Genomic DNA, 19860 nt, shown 5'->3' with positions numbered 1-19860 from the left:
CGTACCGCCCGCTCCGGTGGCGGGCTTCCTGGCAGGAATGTCTACCACCGCGACCGGTGCGTCGTCAGTCCCCCGACCGGACCGGTGGCGGTGCCAGGATCTGCCGGAAACCCATCACCGCGAAGGTCATCGCGCCGGCCACGATCATCGCCAGGCCGACCCAGTTGTCGCCGGTGACGAGCAGGTCCCCCTCGGCGGTGCGGACCGCCGCGACCGCCATCAGGACGAACCAGGGCGTCGCGGGCAGCGCCACCGCCCACCGGCGGCCGACGGCCTCGTGCGCGAACCAGCTCAGGGCGATGTTCGCACCGATGGCGACGAGCACCGAGACGCCGATCAGCTGCCCGCCGACCCGGAGCGTGGCCAGCAGCAGCTCCAGGGTCGCGGTGAGCGTCCCGGCGAGGACGGCGACCAGCCCGCCGGCCACCCGCAGGGCGAGGTCGAGCAGCCGCCGGGACCGTCCGGACGGTGGCGGGACGCTCTGCTCCGGGGCGGCCGACATCGACGCGACAGGCAGGGTCACCGGAGGCCGGCCGCCGCGACCGGGGACCGGCCCGGGCCGTCGGCGACGTCGAGCCCGGCGAAGAGGTCGTCCTCCCAGCCGTACGGGCCGCTGCCCGGTCCCCTCTCCCCCACCGCGAGGGTGTAGTACTCCACGCCCATGAACTCGCTGCCGAAGTTGCCGGCGATCGTGTAGAGCCAGGAGGCGTCGGGGATCTGGGTGGCGTGCGCGCGCATCGCCGCCTCCTTGGCGGCGTGCTGGTCGGTGGCGTCGATCCGGGCGGCGATCTGCGCGTCCGGCGTGCCGAAGGGCAGCTCCGAGATGTCCTGGATGCCGGCGAAGGGGTTGTCCGTCGACTCGGCGAAGTGGGTCAGGCCGGCCTCCAGCACGCTGAGCGGCATCGCGGTCCAGTAGACCTTCGCCGGGGCGAAGCCCTCCGCGCCGGCCAGCTCGTGCGCGCGCATCGCCACCCGGTGCGCCTGGATGTGGTCCGGGTGCCCGTAGAAGCCGTTGTCGTCGTACGTGACCATGACCTGCGGGCGTACCTCCCGCATGATCTCCAACAGGTGCTTGGCGGCCTCGTCGAGGTCGGCCTGCCAGAAGGCGCGGGGGTGCTCGTTCGTGGCGAGGCCCATCATGCCGGAGTCGCGGTAGCGGCCGGCGCCGCCGAGGAAGCGGTGGTCGGTGACGCCGAGCGCGGCGCAGGCGGCGTTCAGCTCGGCGATCCGCCAGCCGCCGAGCTGGTCGGCCTCGGCCGCGGCGAGCTGGGCCAGCGCCGGCACGTGGATCTCGCCCTCCTCGCCGAGGGTGCAGGTCACCAGGGTGACGTGGGCCCCGGCGGCGGCGTAGTGCGCCATCGTCGAGCCGGTGCCGATGGACTCGTCGTCGGGGTGCGCGTGGACCAGCAGGAGGCGGCGGTCAGGCAGCGTCGTCACGCCGGTCACTCTATCCGGCGGTTCCCCTCCGCCGGCCCTGACGCGTCCGCGCAGGTCGGCCACATCACCCCCGGTCGCCGCTCTACGATCGGGGCTGTGGACTTTCCGGAGCTGGCCGCCCGCACCCGCCGGTTCAGCCGCGGGGCGCCGCGGGCGGTCACCGTGGCCGACGACGGCTCCCGGGTGGTCTTCCTGCGCTCGGCCGGCCCGGAGGACCCGGCCGACGCGCTCTGGCTGCTCGACGTGGCGACCGGCGAGGAGCGGCTGGTCGCCGACCCGGCGGCGCTGCTCGGGGCCGACGCCGACGCCGACGCGCTGAGCCCGGGCGAGCGCGCGCTGCGCGAGCGGCTGCGGCTGAGCGCCTCCGGCATCGGCTCGTACGCGCTGGACGGCGCCGGGCGGGTGGCGGTCTTCGCGCTGGCCGGGCGGCTGTTCCGGGCCGACCTGGTGCACGGCGACGTGGTCGAGGTGGCCACCGTCGGCCCGGTGCTCGACCCCCGGCCCGACCCCACCGGGCAGCGCCTGGCCTACGTCACCGACGCCGCCGAGGGGGTGCGCCGGGGGCAGCTGCGGGTTGTCGAGCACGACGGCACGGACACCCTGCTGGCCGGCGAGGACTCCGGGGTCACCTGGGGGCTGGCCGAGCACATCGCGGCCGAGGAGTTCCACCGGTTCCGCGGCTACTGGTGGGCGCCGGACGGCCGTTCGGTGCTGGCCGCCCGGGTGGACGAGTCCCGGGTCCAGCGCTGGTACCTGCACGACCCGGCCGATCCGGCGAGCCCGCCGACCACGGTCGCGTACCCCCGGGCGGGCAGCGCGAACGCCGAGGTCAGCCTGCACCTGCTGGACCTCGACGACGGCTGGGTCGACGTGCACTGGGACCGGGAGACCTACCCGTACCTGACCGCCGTGCACTGGGCCGACGGGGGGCCGCTGATCACCGTGCTGCGCCGTTCCCAGCAGCACGGCCTGGTGCTCGCCGTCGACCCGCGCACCGGCGAGACCCAGGTGCACGCCGAGCTGGCCGACCCGCGCTGGGTGGAGCCGATCCCCGGCACCCCGGCGCACCTGCCGGACGGCCGGGTGCTCGTCGGCGGCGAACTCGCCCACGACGGGTACGACGCCCGCTGCCTCTTCGCCGACGGCACCCTGCTCACCCCACCGTCGCTCTACGTGCGGCGGGTGGTGGGGCGGCTGCCCGGCGGCAGCGGCCCGGCCGACCTGCTGGTGGAGGCGAGCGACGGGGAGCCGAGCGAGCGGCACCTGTTCCGGGTGCGCACCACCATCGGCGGCGGCGTCGACGCCCGCCGGATCACCACCGACCCGGGCTGGCACACCGCCGCCGTGGGCGGGGACGTGCTGGTGGTGGGGAGCGCCACGCTCGACCACGCGGGCACCCGGTGGACGGTGTGGCGGGGCGAGCAGGAGGTCGGCGTGCTGCGCTCGCTCGCCGCCACCCCGCCGTACGCGCCGCTGCCGCTGCTGGAGCGGGTCACCGACCGGCGGCTGCCGACGGCCGTGCTCTACCCGGACAACTACGTCACCGGCCGGCGGCTTCCGGTGCTGCTGGACGTCTACGGCGGGCCGGGGCACCAGGAGGTGCTCGCGGCCCGCGCGGCGTGGCTGGAGCGGCAGTGGTGGGCCGACGCCGGCTTCGCGGTCGTCACCATCGACAACCGCGGCACGCCGGGCGTGGCCCCCTCCTTCGAGAAGGCGATCCACCGGCGGGTGGCCGACGTCGTCCTGCTCGACCAGGTGGACGCGCTCACCGCGTTGGCCGGCAAGCACCCCGACCTGGACCTGGACCGGGTGGCGGTGCGCGGCTGGTCGTTCGGCGGCTGGCTGGCCGGGCTGGCGGTGCTGCGGCACCCGGAGCTGTTCCGGTGCGGCATCGTCGGGGCGCCGGTCACCGACTGGGCGCTGTACGACACGGCCTACACGGAGCGCTACCTGGGCCTGCCGGACGACGGCACGGACATCTACGCGCACCACTCGCTGGTGGAGCTGGCCGGCGAGCCGGTGCAGCGGCCGGACGAGGCCCGGCCGCTGCTGCTGGTGCACGGTCTGGTCGACGACAACGTGGTGGCCGCGCACACGCTGCGGCTCTCCGCGGCGCTGCTGGCGACCGGCCGGCCGCACTCCGTGCTCCCGCTGACCGGGGCGACCCACATGGCCGCCGGGGGCACCGCCGAGCGCCTGCTCAGGCTCGAACTCGACTTCGTCCGCCGCCACCTCGGATAGGGACGCGCGGCGGCGGACGCACGAGGCCCCGGTCGACGGCGTCGTCGACCGGGGCCCCAGGTGCGGTGCGGTTACTGCTTGACGAACGCGTTCACGAACGACGGGTAGCCGAAGACGCTGGAGATGAAGACCCCACCGGCCTTGGAGCCGTGCACGAGGTAGGCCACGTCGACGTAGAGCGGCACCACCGGGGCGTGCTCCTTCATGATCCGCTCGTCGAGCTTGGCCCACTCCGGGCCCTGCTCGGTCGGCGGCAGGGCCAGAATCCGGTCGAACTCGGCGTTGATCGCCGGGTCGTTGAAGTACGACTGGTTGCTGTTGCCCTCGGCCTTGATGGTGCGGCCGTCGTAGAGCACCGGCAGGATCGAGGCGCCGCTCGGCCAGTCCGCCGCCCAGTTACCGATGTACAGGTCCCAGGGGTTGTCCTTCTTCTTGATCTCGTCGAGCTTCGAGTCGTCCGGGATGTTCCGGACGGTGATCTTGAAGCCGGCCCGCTCCAGGTTGCCCTTGAGCTGGGTGGCCATCTGCTGCTCGGTCGTGTTGTCGGCGACGCCGAGGACCAGCTCCGGCGTCTGGCCACCGAGCAGCTCCTTGGCCTTGTCGACGTTGCCGTTGGCGCCGGCCGGGTACGCGTCGAAGGCCTTGTAGCCGATGGTCGACGACGGCATCAGGGTGGTCATCGGGGAGGCGACGGTCTGCCCACCGACGGACTTGATCAGGCCTTCCCGGTCGATGGCGTAGTTCAGCGCCTGGCGGACCTTCAGGTCCTTCACCCGCAGGTTGTTGATGACGAGCTGGTTGGCGCTCGGCGTCGGGGAGAGGATGCTGCGCTGCTTCAGCGCCGGGTCGTTGGCGACCTTGCCGACCAGCGAGGCGGGCACGTAGTTGAAGGCGATCGCGCTCTGGTCGGCGCCGTTGTCGGCGATCACCCGGTTGTTCGCGGCGTCGGCGGTCGGGCCGAAGCTCCAGACGAACTGGTCCGGGTACTGGTGCCGCACCGGGTCGGTGTTCGCGTCCCAGTGCGGGTTGCGGTCCAGCGTGATCTGCACGCCGACCTGGTTCTTCGCGACCTTGTAGGGGCCGGACGAGAACGGCGCGTGGTCCAGGTTGACGCCGGTGTCCTTGTCGGCCGGCAGCGGCGCGGTGGTCGGCAGCGAGACCGCGAACGGCAGGTCACAGCGGGGCTTGGTGAACTCGAAGCGCAGGGTCTTCGCGTCCGGGGTGGTCAGGCCCGGCGGCAGCGAGGTCTTGTTCTTCTTGAAGTCCCACTTGGTGTCGAACTGCGGGCTGTCGGCCAGCCACTCCTGGATGTAGGTCGGACCGCCGGAGAGGTCCGGGTCGAAGGAGCGGGCGATGCCGTACGCGATCTCCTTCGAGGTGATCGGCCGGCCGTCCTCGAACTTGACGCCGTCCTTGACCTTGAATTCCCAGACCTTGCAGTCGTTGTTGACGTTGGTGCCCGGCGTCTCGGCCAGGTCGCCGACGAGGACCAGGCCGCCCTTGCCGTCGTCCTTCCACGTGGTCAGGTAGCGGGAGAACAGGGGCGACGTCATCAGGCCGGCGAACGAGTACGTCCGCTGCGGGTCCAGGTGGGAGATCGGGGTCTCCCGGATGATGGTGAAGGTGCCGCCCTTCTGGGCGCCGGGCACCTCCGCCGCCGGCCCCATGGAATCCTTCGGGTCGGTCGCGATGACCCCGGTCTGCTGCCGCTCGGTGTCCACCGTGGTGCCCTCGCCCGTGTTCTCCGAGCAAGCACCCAGTGCCACAACCAGTGCGATCGCGCCGCCTGCGGCGGCCGCTACGCGTGGTCGCATCTCCTACCTCCTCCACCCAGGTGACCGGCGTGAACGCCGACGTCCCGAGGATCGTAAAGAAGAAAACCTACAAGTTGTGTAACAGTTGTCGATAAATTTCACCGCCGTCCGGCCGACGGACGTCCCGCTCCGGCCCGGCGGCCGGCACGGCAGGTCAGCCCAGCCGTACGCGGGGGTCGATGGCGGCGTATAGCAGGTCGACCAGCACGTTGGCGAGGACCACGAAGACCGCCGAGATGAGCACGGTGGCCATGATCGTGGGCAGGTCGCCGGCCCGCACCGCCTCGACGGCGGTCCGCCCCAGCCCCTGGAGGCCGAACGTGGTCTCGGTGATCACCGTGCCGCCCAGCGCCGCCCCGACGTCCAGGCCGGCGATGGTGACCACGGGCGTGATCGCGGCGCGCAGCGCGTGCCGCCCGTACACCTTGGGTTTCGCCAGGCCCTTCGCCCGCGCGGTGCGGACGAAGTCCTCCGAGAGCGTCTCCAGCATCTGCGCCCTCGACAGCCGGGCGTAGATCGCGGCGAAGAGGAAGGCCAGGGCGACCCAGGAGAGCACCAGCCCGCTGGCCCACTTGACCGGACTGTCCAGCAACGACGTGTAGCTCGGCACCGGCAGCAGGCGCAGGTTGTAGACGAAGACCAGCAGCAGCACCGCCCCGACGAAGTAGAGCTGCAGGGAGGCGCCGGTCAGCGAGAAGCCGATCGCCGCACGGTCCAGCCAGGTGCCCCGGCGCAGCGCCGAGACCATGCCGAGGCCGACCCCGAGCAGCAGCCAGAGGATGGCCGCGGGGAGCACGATGCTCAGCGTCACCGGCAGCACCCGGGTGATGGTGTCCAGCACCGCCTCGTTGTTGACGTACGACCAGCCCAGGCAGGGCGCGTCGCACCTGCCGCCCTGGGCGCTGCCCAGGTCGCGGCCCGTGAAGATGCCCTTCATGTAGCCGGCGTACTGGGTGATGAGCGGGTCGCGCAGGCCCAGCTCCTCGCGGACCCGCTCGAGCCGCTCGGGGTTGCAGTTCTTCGGGCACATGCCGGTGACCGGGTCGCGCGGCAGCGCGAAGAACATCAGAAAGGTCAGCACGCTCACCGCGAAGAGGGTGAGCACCGCGGAGAAGATCCGCTTGATCAGGAAGCGCGCCATCGGACCACCCCTACCGGGACGACTTCGGGTCGAGCGCGTCGCGCAGCGCGTCGCCGAAGAGGTTGAACGCGAACACGAGCGCGAAGATCGTGATGCCGGGGAAGAAGACGAACGCCGGGTCGGTCTGGAGGTAGTCCAGGCTCTGGTAGATCATCCGACCGAAGCTCGGCGTCTCCTCCGTCAGCCCGACGCCGATGAACGACAGCGCCGCCTCGCTGGTGATGAACTGCGGCACCGCGAGCGAGAACGACACCAGGATCGGCGCCCAGATGTTCGGCAGCAGCTGCCGGAAGACCATGTGTCCCAGCCCGGCGCCGCTGGCCTTGGCGGCCTCCACGAACTCCCGCTCGCGCAGCGCGATCACCTGTCCCCGGACCAGCCGGGCGGTGCTGGTCCAGCCGAAGATCGCGAAGACCGCGATCAGCACCCCGACGCCGAAGGCCGGGTCGACCGCGTCCCGCTCGCCGTAGAAGCGCAGCGTCAGCGTCGGGGTCAGGGCCAGCGCGATGACCAGGAACGGCATGGCCAGGGTCAGGTCGGTGATCCAGTTGATCACGGTGTCGAGCCAGCCGCCGAGGTAGCCGGCGAGCGCGCCGAGCGCGATGCCGAGCACCGCCGTGATCACCGCCGCCGCGAAGGCGATCAGCAGGGAGGTACGCAGGCCGTAGATCAGCCGGATGAAGATGTCCCGGCCGAGGTTGGGCTCCAGCCCGAAGAAGTGGTCGCCCGACACGCCGCCGGCGTAGCCCAGCGGCATGCCGAAGCCGTCCAGCTTGTTCTGGAACTGGTCGCGCGGGCTGATGCCGTAGAGCGCCTCGATCAGCGGCGCGGAGAGCGCCACCAGCACGAAGACGACCAGCATCACCCCGCTGACCATCGCCGTGCGGTCGCGGCGCAGCCGGATCAGGGCGAGCTGGCCGGGCGAGCGGCCGACGAAGCCCTTCGCCTTCGGCGCGTCGGCGTCGCCGCCCGACTCGATCTCGACCAGCGCCACGCCCTCCACCGGGGACATGCTCATCTCGACACCTCCTCGACGTCCGCGCCGGCCGTTTCCGACCCGGCGGCCGGGTCGGCGCTCACCGCTGCGGCGTCCGGGCCCGCGTCGACCGGCCCCTGCTCCGGGAAATGGCAGGCCGCGGCCTGGTCGCCGCCGTCGCGGGGCACCAGCGCCGGCTCCTCCGTCGCGCAGATGTCCTGCGCCTTCCAGCAGCGGGTGCGGAACCGGCAGCCCGACGGCGGGTTCAGCGGGGTGGGCACGTCGCCGGCCAGCCGGATCCGGCCGGCCGGGCCGAGCTTGGTGACGTCCGGGATCGCCGAGAGCAGCGCCCGGGTGTACGGGTGCTGCGGGCGCTCGTAGATGTCGTCCCGGTCGCCGATCTCGACGATCTTGCCGAGGTACATGACGGCGACCCGCTGACAGAAGTGCCGCACCACGGCCAGGTCGTGGGCGATGAAGACGAACGCCAGGCCCAGGTCGCGTTGCAGGTCGCGGAGCAGGTTGACCACCTGCGCCTGGATCGACACGTCCAGGGCGGAGACCGGTTCGTCGGCGACGATCAGCTTCGGCCGCAGGGCCAGCGCCCGGGCGATGCCGATGCGCTGCCGCTGGCCGCCGGAGAACTCGTGCGGGTACCGGTTGTAGTGCTCCGGATTGAGCCCGACCAGCTCCAGCAGCTCCTGCACCCGCTTCTTCACCCCGCCCGGCGGGTCGATCCCGTTGACCTGCAACGGCATCGCGATGATCCGGCCGACCGTGTGCCGGGGGTTCAGCGAGGCGTACGGGTCCTGGAAGATGATCTGGAGGTCCTGCCGCAGCGGACGCAGCTCCCGGCGCCCGGCGTGGGTGATGTCCCGCCCGGCGAACTCGATGCTCCCCGCGCTGGGTTCCAGCAGCCGGACCAGCATCCGCCCGGTGGTCGTCTTGCCGCAGCCGGACTCGCCCACCAGGCCGAGCGTCTCGCCCGGCCGCACGTCGAAGTCCAGCCCGTCCACGGCCCGGACCAGTCCGGTGCGCCGCAGACCGTTGCGCACCGGGAAGTGCTTGGCCAGCCCGCGCACCCGCAGCAGCGGCTCCCCGGTCTCGGCCGGTCGCACCGGCGCCGTGTCTGCCTGGGCACTACTCATCGGGCCACTCCCACCTGGGCGATGTCCTCCGCGTACAGCAGCGTCCGGTCGTCGGCGGAGAGGTGGCAGGCCACCAGGTGACCGGGCGCGCCCGCCGGGCGCAGCTCGGGGACCTCCGTGCGGGACCGGTCGCCGTTGCGGCCGGCGTACCGGCAGCGCGGGTGGAAGGCGCAGCCGGACGGCAGGTTGATCAGGCTGGGCGGGTTGCCCTTGATCGGCACCAGGTCCGCGTCCGCGTCGCCGTGCAGCGAGGGCACGCTGGAGAGCAGACCCCAGGTGTACGGGTGCTGCGGCCGGCGGAGCACCTGCTCGACGCTGCCGTGCTCGACGGCCCGCCCGCCGTACATGACCAGCACCTCGTCGGCGACCTGGCTGACCACGCCCAGGTCGTGGGTGATCAGGATGATCGCGGAGTGGAACTCGGCCTGGAGGTCGGCCAGCAGGTCGAGGATCTGCGCCTGTACCGTCACGTCCAGCGCGGTGGTCGGCTCGTCGGCGATGACCAGGTCCGGGTCGTTGACCAGCGCCATCGCGATCATCGCCCGCTGCCGCATGCCCCCGGAGAACTCGTGCGGGTACTGGTCGAAGCGGCGGGCCGGCTGCGGGATGCCGACCCGGCCCAGCATGTCCACCGCGCGCTGCCGGACCTCGCGCTTGCCGGCCTTCGGGTGGTGCACCCGGTACGCCTCGGCGATCTGCTTGCCCACCGTGTAGTACGGGTGCAGCGCGGACAGTGGGTCCTGGAAGATCATCGCCATGTCCCGGCCGCGCAGCCGGCGTACCTCCTCGTCCGGCAGGCCGACCAACTGGCGGCCGCCGAGGGAGATCTCCCCGGTGATGCTGGTCCGCTTGGCGTTGTGCAGGCCGAGGATGGCGAGCGAGGTGACGCTCTTGCCGGAACCGGACTCGCCGACGATGCCGAGGGTGCGCCCGCGCGCCACCTCGAACGACACCCCGTCGACGGCGCGCACCACGCCGTCCTCGGTGTCGAAACGGACCCGCAGGTCGCTCACCCGCAGGTAGGGGTCCTGGCCGGAGCGCTGCTCCGGCACGCTGGGGCGGTCCGGTTTCCCGGACGGCGCCGACTCCGGCCTGTCCACGACCGCCTCCCTCAGTGACGAAGAGAACTTACAGGAAAGCACTGAGGGTGAAAATAAGCTACATAGCCGGGGGCTGTCAGCGGGCCACAGCGTAACGACTCTGCAACGGGCCTGAACACCCCTCACCTCGGCATTCACCGGCGTTGACCTGCCGCGTCCGGACAGATGGGTGCGACGATGGGCGCGGCAGTCCCGGAAGTCCCCGGCACGTGCACGTCCACCAGCGGCAGGGCGGCCACTACGTCGAGCGATCGGTGACCAGGGCCGGTGAGGTCCTCGAGCTGACCGAGCCGGTGCGGGCCACGATCCGGCCGGGGACTCTGCTCTCCTGACGGATGTCGGTGTGCTCGCCTAGGGTCGGGCGCATGAGCGAGCACCAGCGAGCGAATCAGCGACGCGGTCCGGTGGTGCCTCAGGACGGCACGAAGCGCGGCGAGGTGCCGTCATGAGCGAGTTCGACGCGGCGACCGCCGCGGTGCAGGCCGCGCTCGACGCGGGGGCCCGTTACGCCGACGCGCGGGTGATGCACCGCCGCTACGAGTCGATGTCCGCCCGCAACGGCGACATCGAGGAGCTGACCCAGGACGAGAGCATCGGGCTGGGCGTCCGGGCACTGGTCGGGTCGGGCTGGGGCTTCCACGCCGTACCGGACCTGTCGGACGCCGCCGCCCGCGAGGCCGGCCGGCGCGCCGCGCGGATCGCCGCCGCGAGCGCGCGGGTGCCGGGGCCGCCGATCGACCTGGTGCCGGTCGAGGCGGTCACCGCGAGCTGGGCGTCCCCCTGCGCGGTCGATCCGCTCGGCGTGCCGCTCTCCGCCAAGGGCGACCTGCTGGTCGGGGCGACCCGCGCCATGGCCGAGCACGGCGCCGACGTGGCCGAGGGCCTCTACCAGGTCTGGGACACGGCCAAGTGGTTCGTCTCCAGCGAGGGGCACCGGATCGACCAGCGGATCCGGGAGTGCGGCGGCGGCATCTCCGCCACCTCCGTCGGCGACGGCGAGACCCAGCGCCGCTCCTACCCCAGCTACCGCGGCCAGTACGGCACCACCGGCTGGGAGCTGGTCGAGTCGCTCGACCTGGCCGCGCACGCGGCCCGGATCGCCGAGGAGTCCCGCGCGCTGCTCACCGCGCCGCCCTGCCCCGCCGGCGAGACCGACCTGATCCTGGGCGGCGAGCAGCTGGCCCTCCAGATCCACGAGTCGGTCGGGCACGCGATCGAGCTGGACCGGATCCTGGGCTGGGAGGCCGCCTTCGCCGGCACCTCCTGGTTGGACCTGGCCCGGCTCGGCTCGCTGCGCTACGGCTCCGAGCTGATGAACGTCACCATCGACCCGACCATCCCCGGCGCGCTGGGCAGCTTCGGCTTCGACGACGAGGGCTCCCCCGCCGTGCGCCGGGACGCGGTGCGCGAGGGGCGCTGGGTGGGCGTGCTCGCCGGCCGCGACTCGGCCGCCGTCGCCGGCCTGGACCACGGCGGGAGCGTACGCGCCGACGGCTGGGCCCGGCTGCCGATGGTGCGGATGACCAACGTGGGCCTCGAGCCCGGCCCGCACACCCTGGAGGAGATCGTCGCCGCCACCGACGACGGGGTGCTGATGGACGTCAACCGGTCCTGGTCCATCGACGACAAGCGGCTCAACTTCCAGTTCGGCTGCGAGATCGGCTGGGAGGTGAAGAGGGGCCGGCGGGGGCGGATGCTGCGCAACCCCACCTACACCGGCATCGGGCCGCTCTTCTGGCGCTCCATGGACATGCTCTCCTGCGAGACCGTCGCGTGGGGCACCCCGAACTGCGGCAAGGGTCAGCCGGGGCAGACCGGCCACACCGGCCACCCGGCCGCGCCGGCCCGCTTCCGCAACGTCCGCGTGGGAGTCCGCGCGTGAGCGCGAGGAATGAGCGAGCGCAGCGAGCGGGTCCCGCAGCCGCGAACGAGGGCGGCGCGCCGAGCGAGCGAGGGGATGCGGCATGAGCGAGCTGGAGATCGCCGGTCAGGTGGTGGAGCTGGTCCGCCGGCTCGGTGGGCCCGACGCGCAGGCCGAGGCCGTGGTCACCCGGGCCGACCTGGCGCTGACCCGGTTCGCCAACTCCTACATCCACCAGAACGTGGCCGAGTCCGGCGTCGGCGTCCGACTACGGCTGCACGTCGACGGGCGGACGGCCGCGGGCAACGGCAGCGTGGTCAGCGCCGAGGGGCTGCGCGCGCTGGTGGAACGCACCCTCGCCGCCGCGCGGCTCTGCCCGCCCGACCCGGCCTGGCCCGGGCTCACCCCGCCGACGCCGACGCCGACGCCGGCCGCCCCGGCCGTCGACGAGGCCACCGCGTACGCCGAGCCGGACGAGCGGGCCGAGCGGGTGCGCGCCTTCGTGGCGGCGGCCGGTGGGCTGGAGACGGCCGGCTACTGCCGCACGGCGCACCGGTCCTCGGCGTTCGCCAACTCGGCCGGGCACACGGCGTCGGGCCGCGCCGTCGAGGCGGCGATGGACGGCATCGCCCGCACGGGCGGCTCCGACGGTGTCGCCCGGCTCTGCGCCGACCGGCTGGCCGATCTCGACGGTGCCGCGCTCGGCGCCCGGGCCGCGGCCAGGGCGCGCGCGGCGGCCGATCCGGTGGAGCTGCCGCCCGGCCGCTACGAGGTCGTGCTGGAGCCGGCCGCGGTCGCCGACCTGCTCCAGAACCTCTCCTGGTACGGCTTCAACGGCAAGCGGTACGCCGAGCGGCAGTCCTTCGCCGAGCCGGGGGCGGCCCAGTTCGACGCGGCGGTCACGCTGGTCGACGACCCGCTCGCCGGCTCCGGGCTGCCGTTCGACGTGGAGGGCACGCCCCGGCGGGCGCTGACCCTGGTCGAGGCGGGCACCACGCGGGCGGTGGCGCACGACCGGCGTAGCGCCGCCGAGGACGGCGCGGCCCCGACCGGGCACGCGTCGCCGACCGCCGCCACCTGGGGGCCGATGGCCCGCAACCTGCGCCTGTGCCCCGCCGCTACGGCCGGGGCCGGCACCGGTGGCGGGCCCGCCACCGCGACGCCGAGCGGCGCGGCGTCGCACGGCGTGCCGGGCGCGACCGGCGGCGCGACGGTGGGCGGCGCTCCGGCGGAGGTGGTCGACGCCGACACCGCCGCGCTCGTCGAGCGCGTACGGCGGGGGTTGCTGGTCAGCGACCTCTGGTACACCCGGGTGCTCGATCCGAAGAGCCTGGTCCTCACCGGCCTGACCCGCAACGGCGTCTGGCTGGTCGAGGACGGCGTGGTGACCCGGGCGGTCCGCGACCTGCGCTTCACCGAGTCCTACCCCCGCGCCCTCGGCCCGGGCGCGGTGCTCGGGGTCGGCCGGCGGGCGGTACGCCAGCCGGACCGGACGGAGGGGGTGTGGTGGGAGGCGCCGCCGCTGCGGCTCGCCTCGTGGAACTTCACCGGCGGCGCCTCCGGCTGAGCCTCCCCGGGCGGGCGACGCTACGGGGTGAGTCGCTGCCCGTACGCGGGACAGGCGTCCGGTGAGGTTCTTAACATCCGGACATCGATCATCGTTCAGGGCTTTCCACCGGCCGGGACACACGGGACACTGCCTTGCGCGGACGGCTCGCGAAGATCGGCGTAACGTGTGTCACTTAGCTGCGCCGTATTGCCGGCGCAGTCGTTGGTGTGCGCATGACGTGGCAAGCGGGTGCGGGTTCGCCGGTCCGCGTGCCGACCGGAACTTGATCCGCCCGTGAGGGTCCTGTCAGGGAGACGACTCTAATGACATCAACGGCAACGAGGCCGCGGGGAGCGCGGGCGCGCGCCGCCATCGCGGCGAAGACGTTGCGTACCGACCGCTGGTGGCTCGCCCCGCTGATCACCGTGATCGGGCTCGGCGCCTGGGTGGCGTACGCGACGGTCCGGGTCTTCATGCACAAGTGGTACTGGGTCGAGGACTTCCACTACCTCACCCCGTTCTACTCCCCCTGCGTGACCGACCGGTGCGTCGAGGGCGCCGCGCACTTCGGACGGTTCCTGCCCGGCTGGTGGATCATCCCGGACGCGGCGCTGACGCTGCCGTTCCTGCTGCTGTTCCGGCTCACCTGCTACTACTACCGCAAGGCCTACTACCGGTCGTTCTGGCTGTCGCCGCCCGCCTGCGCGGTCCCCGACGGGCACCAGGCCTACAGCGGCGAGACCCGCTTCCCGCTGCTCGGCCAGAACCTGCACCGCTACTTCTTCTACGCCGCCGCGATCATCTCGCTGATCAACACCTGGGACGCGATCCTGGCCTTCCACTCCCCCAAGGGCTTCGGGTTCGGGCTGGGCAACATCATCCTGCTCGGCAACGTGGTGATGCTGTGGGCGTACACGATCTCCTGCCACTCGTGCCGGCACATCATCGGCGGGCGGCTCAAGCACTTCTCCAAGCACCCGGTGCGCTACCGGGCCTGGACCTTCGTCTCCGCCCTGAACGTCCGGCACATGCAGCTCGCCTGGATCACCCTCGGCACGCTGGCCCTGACGGACTTCTACGTCATGGCGGTCGCGGCCGGCTGGTTCAACGACCTGCGGTTCATCAACTAGAGGGCCCCTGACATGACCAACACCACGCGAATCGAACGACACCACTACGACGTCGTCGTGATCGGGGCCGGCGGCGCCGGCCTGCGCGCGGCGATCGAGGCCCGCCTCGCCGGCAAGAAGACCGCGATCATCTCCAAGTCGCTCTTCGGCAAGGCGCACACGGTGATGGCCGAGGGCGGCGCCGCCGCCGCGATGGGGAACGTGAACAGCCGGGACAACTGGCAGGTGCACTTCCGCGACACGATGCGCGGCGGCAAGTTCCTCAACAACTTCCGGATGGCCGAGCTGCACGCGAAGGAGTCGCCGCAGCGGATCTGGGAGCTGGAGACGTACGGTGCGCTCTTCGACCGCACCAAGGACGGGAAGATCTCGCAGCGCAACTTCGGCGGCCACGAGTACCCCCGCCTGGCGCACGTCGGCGACCGGACCGGCCTGGAGCTGATCCGCACCCTCCAGCAGAAGATCGTGTCGCTCCAGCAGGAGGACAAGCGCGACCACGGCTCGTACGACGCCCGGATCAAGGTCTTCTCCGAGACCACCATCACCGAGCTGCTGCTCGACGGCGACCGGATCGCCGGCGCGTTCGGCTACTACCGGGAGTCCGGCGAGTTCGTGCTGTTCGAGGCGCCGGCGGTGGTGCTGGCGACCGGCGGCGTCGGTCGCTCCTACAAGGTCACCTCGAACTCGTGGGAGTACACGGGTGACGGGCACGCGCTGGCGCTGCGGGCCGGCGCGACGCTGATCAACATGGAGTTCCTCCAGTTCCACCCGACCGGCATGGTCTGGCCGCCGTCGGTGAAGGGCATCCTGGTCACCGAGTCGGTGCGCGGCGACGGCGGCGTGCTGAAGAACTCCGACGGCAAGCGGTTCATGTTCGACTACGTCCCCGACGTCTTCCGCAAGCAGTACGCGGAGACCGAGGAGGAGGCGGACCGCTGGTACACCGACCCGGACAACAACCGGCGCCCGCCGGAGCTGCTGCCGCGCGACGAGGTGGCCCGGGCGATCAACAGCGAGGTCAAGGCCGGGCGGGGCACGCCGGCGGGCGGCGTCTACCTGGACATCGCCTCCCGGAAGCCGGCGGAGGAGATCCGTCGCCGCCTGCCGTCGATGTACCACCAGTTCAAGGAGCTGGCCGACGTCGACATCACCAAGGAGCCGATGGAGGTCGGGCCCACCTGTCACTACGTGATGGGCGGCGTCGAGGTCGACCCCGACAGCGGGGCCGCGTTCGGCCACGTGCGGGGGCTCTTCGCCGCGGGCGAGGTGTCCGGCGGCATGCACGGCTCCAACCGGCTCGGCGGCAACTCCCTGTCCGACCTGCTGGTGTTCGGCAAGCGCGCGGGCGGCCACGCCGCCACGTACGCCGACAGCCTCCCCGCGCGCCCGAAGGTGGGCGTCGCCGCCGTGGAGGCCGCGGTGGAGACGGCCCTGGCCCCATTGCAGCGGGACACCGGCGAGAGCCCGTACACCCTCCAGCAGGACCTCCAGGCGGTGATGGGGGATCTCGTCGGGATCATCCGCCGGGAGAGCGAGCTGGAGGACGCGCTGGTGCGGCTGGCGGAGCTGCGGGAGCGGGTGGCGAAGGTCAGCGCGAGCGGCGGCCGGCGCTACAACCCTGGCTGGCACCTGGCGCTCGACCTGCGCAACATGCTGGTGGTCTCGGAGTGCACCGCGAAGGCGGCGCTGGAGCGGCGGGAGTCGCGCGGCGGCCACACCCGGGAGGACCACCCGGCGATGGACCCGGCGTGGCGTCGGGTCAACCTGGTCTGCTCGCTGGACGGCGACACGGTGCGGCTCGATCGCAAGCCGCTGCCGAAGATGCGCGCGGAGCTGATCGGCCTCTTCGACCGCGCGGAGCTGGCCAAGTACCTCACGGACGAGGAGCTCGCCGAGTTCGACGCCCTCGTCGCCGACGCCGAGACCGAGAAGGAGCGCTGACGCAATGGGTAACCAGGACTCCCCGGCGCCCGGCAAGCCGGGCGCGAAGCGCCAGTTCCGCATCTGGCGCGGCGACGAGAACGGCGGCGACCTCCAGGACTACATGGTCGAGGTGAACGAGGGCGAGGTCGTCCTCGACGTCATCCACCGGCTCCAGGCGACCGACGCCCCCGACCTGGCCTGCCGCTGGAACTGCAAGGCCGGCAAGTGCGGCTCCTGCTCGATGGAGATCAACGGCAAGCCGCGGCTGAGCTGCATGACCCGGATGTCCACCTTCACGGAGGACGAGACGGTCACGGTCACCCCGCTGCGCACCTTCCCCGTCATCCGGGACCTGGTCACCGACGTCTCGTTCAACTACGAGAAGGCCCGGGAGACGCCGGCGTTCGCGCCGCCGGCCGACCTGGCGCCCGGCGAGTACCGGATGCAGCAGGTCGACGTGGAACGCTCGCAGGAGTTCCGCAAGTGCATCGAGTGCTTCCTGTGCCAGAACGTCTGCCACGTCATCCGCGACCACGAGGAGAACAAGCAGGCGTTCTCCGGGCCGCGGTACTTCATCCGGGCGGCCGAGCTGGACATGCACCCGCTGGACGCGCAGACCGACCGCAAGGAGTACGCGCAGGCCGAGCAGGGCCTCGGGTTCTGCAACATCACCAAGTGCTGCACCGAGGTCTGCCCCGAGCACATCAAGATCACGGACAACGGGATCATCCCCATGAAGGAGCGGGTCGTCGACCGCAGGTACGATCCCCTCGTGTGGCTTGGTAGCAAGATCTTCCGGAGGGGTCAGGTGCCTCAGACCAGCGTGACCAGCGAGCACGTCAGCGGTGCGGTGCGCGGCAGCGCGGCCCACGGGGGCGTGCACTCGCACGCGGGCGGCTCCCACGACCCGCGGGCCGAGGTGCAGGCGCAGCGCGGCGTCAACTGGGACCGCGAGGTGCCGAGGCCGACCGCGCCGGCCGTCGACGACCACGGCAAGCTGCCGCTGACGGAGCTCACCTTCGACCGGGCGGCGGCGCCGTCGCCGTTCGGCGACGACGTGACCTTCCCGCTGCCGCCGGAGCACCTGAACTTCGCCCACCCGGAGCAGGACAAGCACTGAGTGCGCTGACGATGACGGGGGCCGCGGCTGATGCCGCCGGCCCCCGTCCCCTTTCGGCCCGGGTGTCCGCTTCCGCTCAGGCCGACAGGAGGGGCCGAAGCGCGGCGACGATGGGTGCGTCGGCGGGCAGCCAGGTGACGCTGTCCAGTTCGTCGGCCGAGAGCCAGCGCAGCGCCGAGTGCTCCAGGGCCTGCGGCTGGTCGTCGTGCAGCAGGCGGGCCGCGTACACCTTGAGCACCGAGCGGCCGTGGGCCATCCGGACGTTGCGGCCCACCCGGTCGCCAATCTCCACGCGGACGGCCAACTCCTCGGCGCACTCGCGGGCGAGCGCGGCGGTCTCGCTCTCGCCCGGCTCCACCTTGCCGCCCGGGAACTCCCACATGCCCGCCACCTCGGGCGGGGCGGAACGGGCGCAGGCGAGCACCCGACCGTCCCTGATGATCGCCGCTCCGACGATCACCCTGAGGTCCCGTCGCTCGGCCTGCCCGCCGCCATTCGCCCGTTCGGTCCGCACGGGCGTCCAGCGTGCCAGATCAATCGGCGGTTTGGGTACCGTGGCCGACCGTCAGGGCAGGAGAACCCGGAAGTGTGGGCGTGGACACACCCAGCATGCGACGACAGACTGGAAGGCACCGACAAGACACGGGACGGCGACGATTTGGCCACAAGCCGGCAACGGCGCCTGGGAGGTGCGGTGATGCGCGCGCTGTTCAGCGGTCGATCCAAGCACGACTACCTCAGCGACGCCCTCACCCTCCTCACCGGCTGGATCCGGGAGGGTGAGCAGATCCGACGCACCCTCACCATCGACGACACGCAGCACGCCGCCCTCACGGAGCGGGTGAAGGTGGTCGCCGACGCGCTGCACCTGCGTCCGGAGATCAGCCGCCGTGCCGACCAGACCCAGATCCGGGTCGGGCACGGCAACGCGCCGCTGAGCGAGGGCGAGGTCCTGCTGGCCGCCCGCATCGAGGACGCGTACCGCGCGGTCACCCAGCCCTGACCCCACCCCGACCCGGCGTCGACGCCCGGTTCGGGCGGTCGACGCGGCGGCGAATCGGCTGAGAAGAGCCTGGGAGGGATGATGTTTCCCTGAAGGGTGCGCGGGTATCAATCCGGCGCGGGAGCAGACAAATGGGACCGTGAACCGCGCGACCGACCGGCTGACCGACCACGACGGCCACCACGTGGACCACGACGTCCGGCACGCGCACCGGCCCGGCGACGAGACCAAGCCGTCCTGGAAGTCCGCACCGCGCCCGGAGCCCCGCCCCGCATCCCCTCGATGCGTCGGCGGGGCTCCGCGCGTGCGGGGCGCGGCAACCAACGGCGGCGACGAGCCGCAGGGCGACCCATCGCTGCCGGCACCCGACCGCCCGGCGGGTCGCGGTCCGGCGGAGCGCGACCGCCGGCGGCGCTGGCCCGATGCGTCGACCCGGACGCGGCCCCGCGGCCGCTCAGGAGGCGTCCCGGGGGTACCAGCGCAGCTCGACGGAGTTGCCGTCCGGGTCCCGCACGTAGATCGAGGTGGCGCTGCCGCGCGCGCCGAACCGGCCCACCGGCCCCTCGGTCACCGTGAAGGCGCCCGATCCGACGACCTCCGGCCAGTCCAGCGGCTCCACCACCAGACAGAAGTGGTCGACGTTGGATCCGCCCCGGTCCCGGCGGACGAGGTCGATGATGGTCCCCGCGTCGACCCGTACCGAGGGGAACGGGACCGCGCCGGCCCGCCACTGGTCGACCCGCACCGGGGCCAGGCCGAGCAGGCCGCAGTAGAAGTCCAGCGCGCGCTCGTGCTCGCCCGCCGGGAGTGATCTTGGGCTGGCGCGCCCTGCCTACCGTGGGGGCATGGCGAACGCGACGTACGACCGCAAGGAGCAGTTCCAGCAGATCCAGAGCGGCCTGCTCCACGGAGAACAGATCATCGCCGTCTACGACGCCGTCGGCACCGGCACCGGTTTCATCGGCCTGACCGACCGGCGCGTCATCATCCAGGACCGCTCCTTCGTCGGCAAGCGGTACGCCATCACCAGCATCCCGTACTCGAAGATCACCAGCGTCAGCGTGGTCAGCAACAAGTCGTGGGGCGGCTCGTTCTTCTCCACCGGGGCCATCGCGATCCACGTCGGCACGCACACCTACGAGGTGGAGTTCCGGGGCGCCGAGAAGAGCCACCACGTGCACAACGTGATCCTGCACCACATCAGCTGAGCTGGTCGGCGCGCTCCAGCAGGGCGCGGCGCTCCGCCCCACCGTGCGCGTCGGCGGCCCGCCGGAACAGGGCGGCGGCCCGCTCGCGGTCGCCCTGCCGGGCGGTCAGCTCGGCCTCGGCCGCGACGGCGAGCGGGTAGCCGTCCATTGCCGCTGCACCTGCAACCGGCGGTCGCGCCGCTGCTGCTCCTGCTGCGCTGCGCCCTGGA

At 72.4% G+C, this 19860-nt stretch carries 19 protein-coding genes; 9 read left to right on the top strand and 10 right to left on the bottom strand.

The window, feature by feature from the left end:
* Positions 1–64 precede the first annotated feature (64 nt).
* Both AB0G13_RS15460 and mshB read right to left on the bottom strand, forming a co-directional pair.
* Entirely contained in the window at positions 65–502 is a 438-nt protein-coding gene (locus tag AB0G13_RS15460; RefSeq protein WP_357874351.1) for a hypothetical protein, read from the bottom strand.
* Between the two features lie 17 nt (positions 503–519).
* On the bottom strand, positions 520–1446 hold the full coding sequence (gene mshB / locus AB0G13_RS15455; protein WP_357874287.1) for an N-acetyl-1-D-myo-inositol-2-amino-2-deoxy-alpha-D-glucopyranoside deacetylase: 927 nt from the start codon (positions 1444–1446) through the stop codon (positions 520–522).
* Positions 1447–1533: 87 nt separating this feature from the next.
* Here mshB and AB0G13_RS15450 point away from each other — a divergent pair, with 87 nt between their 5' ends.
* The gene (locus AB0G13_RS15450) at positions 1534–3678 is read left to right on the top strand and encodes a prolyl oligopeptidase family serine peptidase (RefSeq protein ID WP_357874285.1); all 2145 of its coding nucleotides are present in this window, start codon (positions 1534–1536) and stop codon (positions 3676–3678) included.
* Between the two features lie 71 nt (positions 3679–3749).
* On the opposite strand, the gene AB0G13_RS15445 is transcribed toward AB0G13_RS15450, so the two are convergent.
* The 5 genes from AB0G13_RS15445 to AB0G13_RS15425 all read right to left on the bottom strand — a co-directional run bounded on the left by AB0G13_RS15445 (position 3750) and on the right by AB0G13_RS15425 (position 9857).
* Positions 3750–5492, bottom strand: coding sequence for an ABC transporter substrate-binding protein (locus tag AB0G13_RS15445; RefSeq protein ID WP_357874283.1), 1743 nt, complete (start codon positions 5490–5492; stop codon positions 3750–3752).
* A 154-nt stretch (positions 5493–5646) separates the two neighbouring features.
* Positions 5647–6633: an ABC transporter permease gene (locus AB0G13_RS15440; RefSeq protein ID WP_357874281.1), complete on the bottom strand. Its 987-nt coding sequence runs from the start codon at positions 6631–6633 to the stop codon at positions 5647–5649.
* 10 nt (positions 6634–6643) lie between these two features.
* Positions 6644–7651: an ABC transporter permease gene (locus AB0G13_RS15435; RefSeq protein WP_357874278.1), complete on the bottom strand. Its 1008-nt coding sequence runs from the start codon at positions 7649–7651 to the stop codon at positions 6644–6646.
* Entirely contained in the window at positions 7648–8757 is a 1110-nt protein-coding gene (locus AB0G13_RS15430) for a dipeptide ABC transporter ATP-binding protein (protein ID WP_357874275.1), read from the bottom strand. The genes AB0G13_RS15435 and AB0G13_RS15430 overlap by 4 nt, the downstream gene beginning before the upstream one ends.
* Positions 8754–9857 carry an ABC transporter ATP-binding protein gene (locus AB0G13_RS15425; RefSeq protein ID WP_357874273.1) on the bottom strand — a complete coding sequence of 368 codons (1104 nt, stop codon included), beginning with the start codon at positions 9855–9857 and terminating at the stop codon, positions 8754–8756. The genes AB0G13_RS15430 and AB0G13_RS15425 overlap by 4 nt, the downstream gene beginning before the upstream one ends.
* A 209-nt stretch (positions 9858–10066) precedes the next feature.
* Here AB0G13_RS15425 and AB0G13_RS15420 point away from each other — a divergent pair, with 209 nt between their 5' ends.
* From AB0G13_RS15420 to AB0G13_RS15395, 6 genes are all read left to right on the top strand, one after another.
* Complete coding sequence (locus tag AB0G13_RS15420) at positions 10067–10189, top strand: hypothetical protein (RefSeq protein ID WP_357874270.1); 123 nt, start codon at positions 10067–10069, stop codon at positions 10187–10189.
* A gap of 113 nt (positions 10190–10302) precedes the next feature.
* Positions 10303–11739, top strand: coding sequence for a TldD/PmbA family protein (locus AB0G13_RS15415; RefSeq protein WP_357874268.1), 1437 nt, complete (start codon positions 10303–10305; stop codon positions 11737–11739).
* A gap of 82 nt (positions 11740–11821) precedes the next feature.
* A complete protein-coding gene (locus AB0G13_RS15410; protein WP_357874265.1) occupies positions 11822–13285 on the top strand; it encodes a metallopeptidase TldD-related protein in 1464 nt (487 codons plus the stop codon).
* Positions 13286–13590: 305 nt separating this feature from the next.
* Positions 13591–14397: a hypothetical protein gene (locus AB0G13_RS15405; RefSeq protein WP_357874263.1), complete on the top strand. Its 807-nt coding sequence runs from the start codon at positions 13591–13593 to the stop codon at positions 14395–14397.
* 12 nt (positions 14398–14409) lie between these two features.
* Entirely contained in the window at positions 14410–16338 is a 1929-nt protein-coding gene (locus tag AB0G13_RS15400; RefSeq protein WP_357874262.1) for a fumarate reductase/succinate dehydrogenase flavoprotein subunit, read from the top strand.
* A 4-nt stretch (positions 16339–16342) separates the two neighbouring features.
* A complete protein-coding gene (locus AB0G13_RS15395) occupies positions 16343–17440 on the top strand; it encodes a succinate dehydrogenase/fumarate reductase iron-sulfur subunit (RefSeq protein WP_357874259.1) in 1098 nt (365 codons plus the stop codon).
* Positions 17441–17516: 76 nt separating this feature from the next.
* On the opposite strand, the gene AB0G13_RS15390 is transcribed toward AB0G13_RS15395, so the two are convergent.
* Entirely contained in the window at positions 17517–17954 is a 438-nt protein-coding gene (locus AB0G13_RS15390) for a (deoxy)nucleoside triphosphate pyrophosphohydrolase (RefSeq protein WP_357874257.1), read from the bottom strand.
* A gap of 183 nt (positions 17955–18137) precedes the next feature.
* On the opposite strand from AB0G13_RS15390, the gene AB0G13_RS15385 reads away from it, so the two are divergent.
* Entirely contained in the window at positions 18138–18443 is a 306-nt protein-coding gene (locus AB0G13_RS15385) for a 4a-hydroxytetrahydrobiopterin dehydratase (RefSeq protein ID WP_357874254.1), read from the top strand.
* A gap of 454 nt (positions 18444–18897) precedes the next feature.
* Here AB0G13_RS15385 and AB0G13_RS15380 read toward each other — a convergent pair whose 3' ends face one another.
* On the bottom strand, positions 18898–19188 hold the full coding sequence (locus AB0G13_RS15380; RefSeq protein WP_357874251.1) for a VOC family virulence protein: 291 nt from the start codon (positions 19186–19188) through the stop codon (positions 18898–18900).
* A 100-nt stretch (positions 19189–19288) separates the two neighbouring features.
* Here AB0G13_RS15380 and AB0G13_RS15375 point away from each other — a divergent pair, with 100 nt between their 5' ends.
* Positions 19289–19651, top strand: a complete 363-nt coding sequence (locus AB0G13_RS15375) for a PH domain-containing protein (protein WP_357563583.1) — start codon at positions 19289–19291, stop codon at positions 19649–19651.
* Here the strand turns inward: AB0G13_RS15375 and AB0G13_RS15370 are convergent.
* Positions 19644–19799 carry a hypothetical protein gene (locus AB0G13_RS15370; protein ID WP_357874248.1) on the bottom strand — a complete coding sequence of 52 codons (156 nt, stop codon included), beginning with the start codon at positions 19797–19799 and terminating at the stop codon, positions 19644–19646. The two genes, AB0G13_RS15375 and AB0G13_RS15370, sit on opposite strands and share 8 nt — an antisense overlap.
* Positions 19800–19860 lie beyond the last annotated feature (61 nt).

Source organism: Micromonospora sp. NPDC023633, from assembly GCF_040640035.1.
Lineage (GTDB): Bacteria > Actinomycetota > Actinomycetes > Mycobacteriales > Micromonosporaceae > Micromonospora.
The sequence above is the reverse complement of the archived record's forward strand: the minus strand, read 5'-3'. Positions and strand labels throughout refer to the sequence as shown.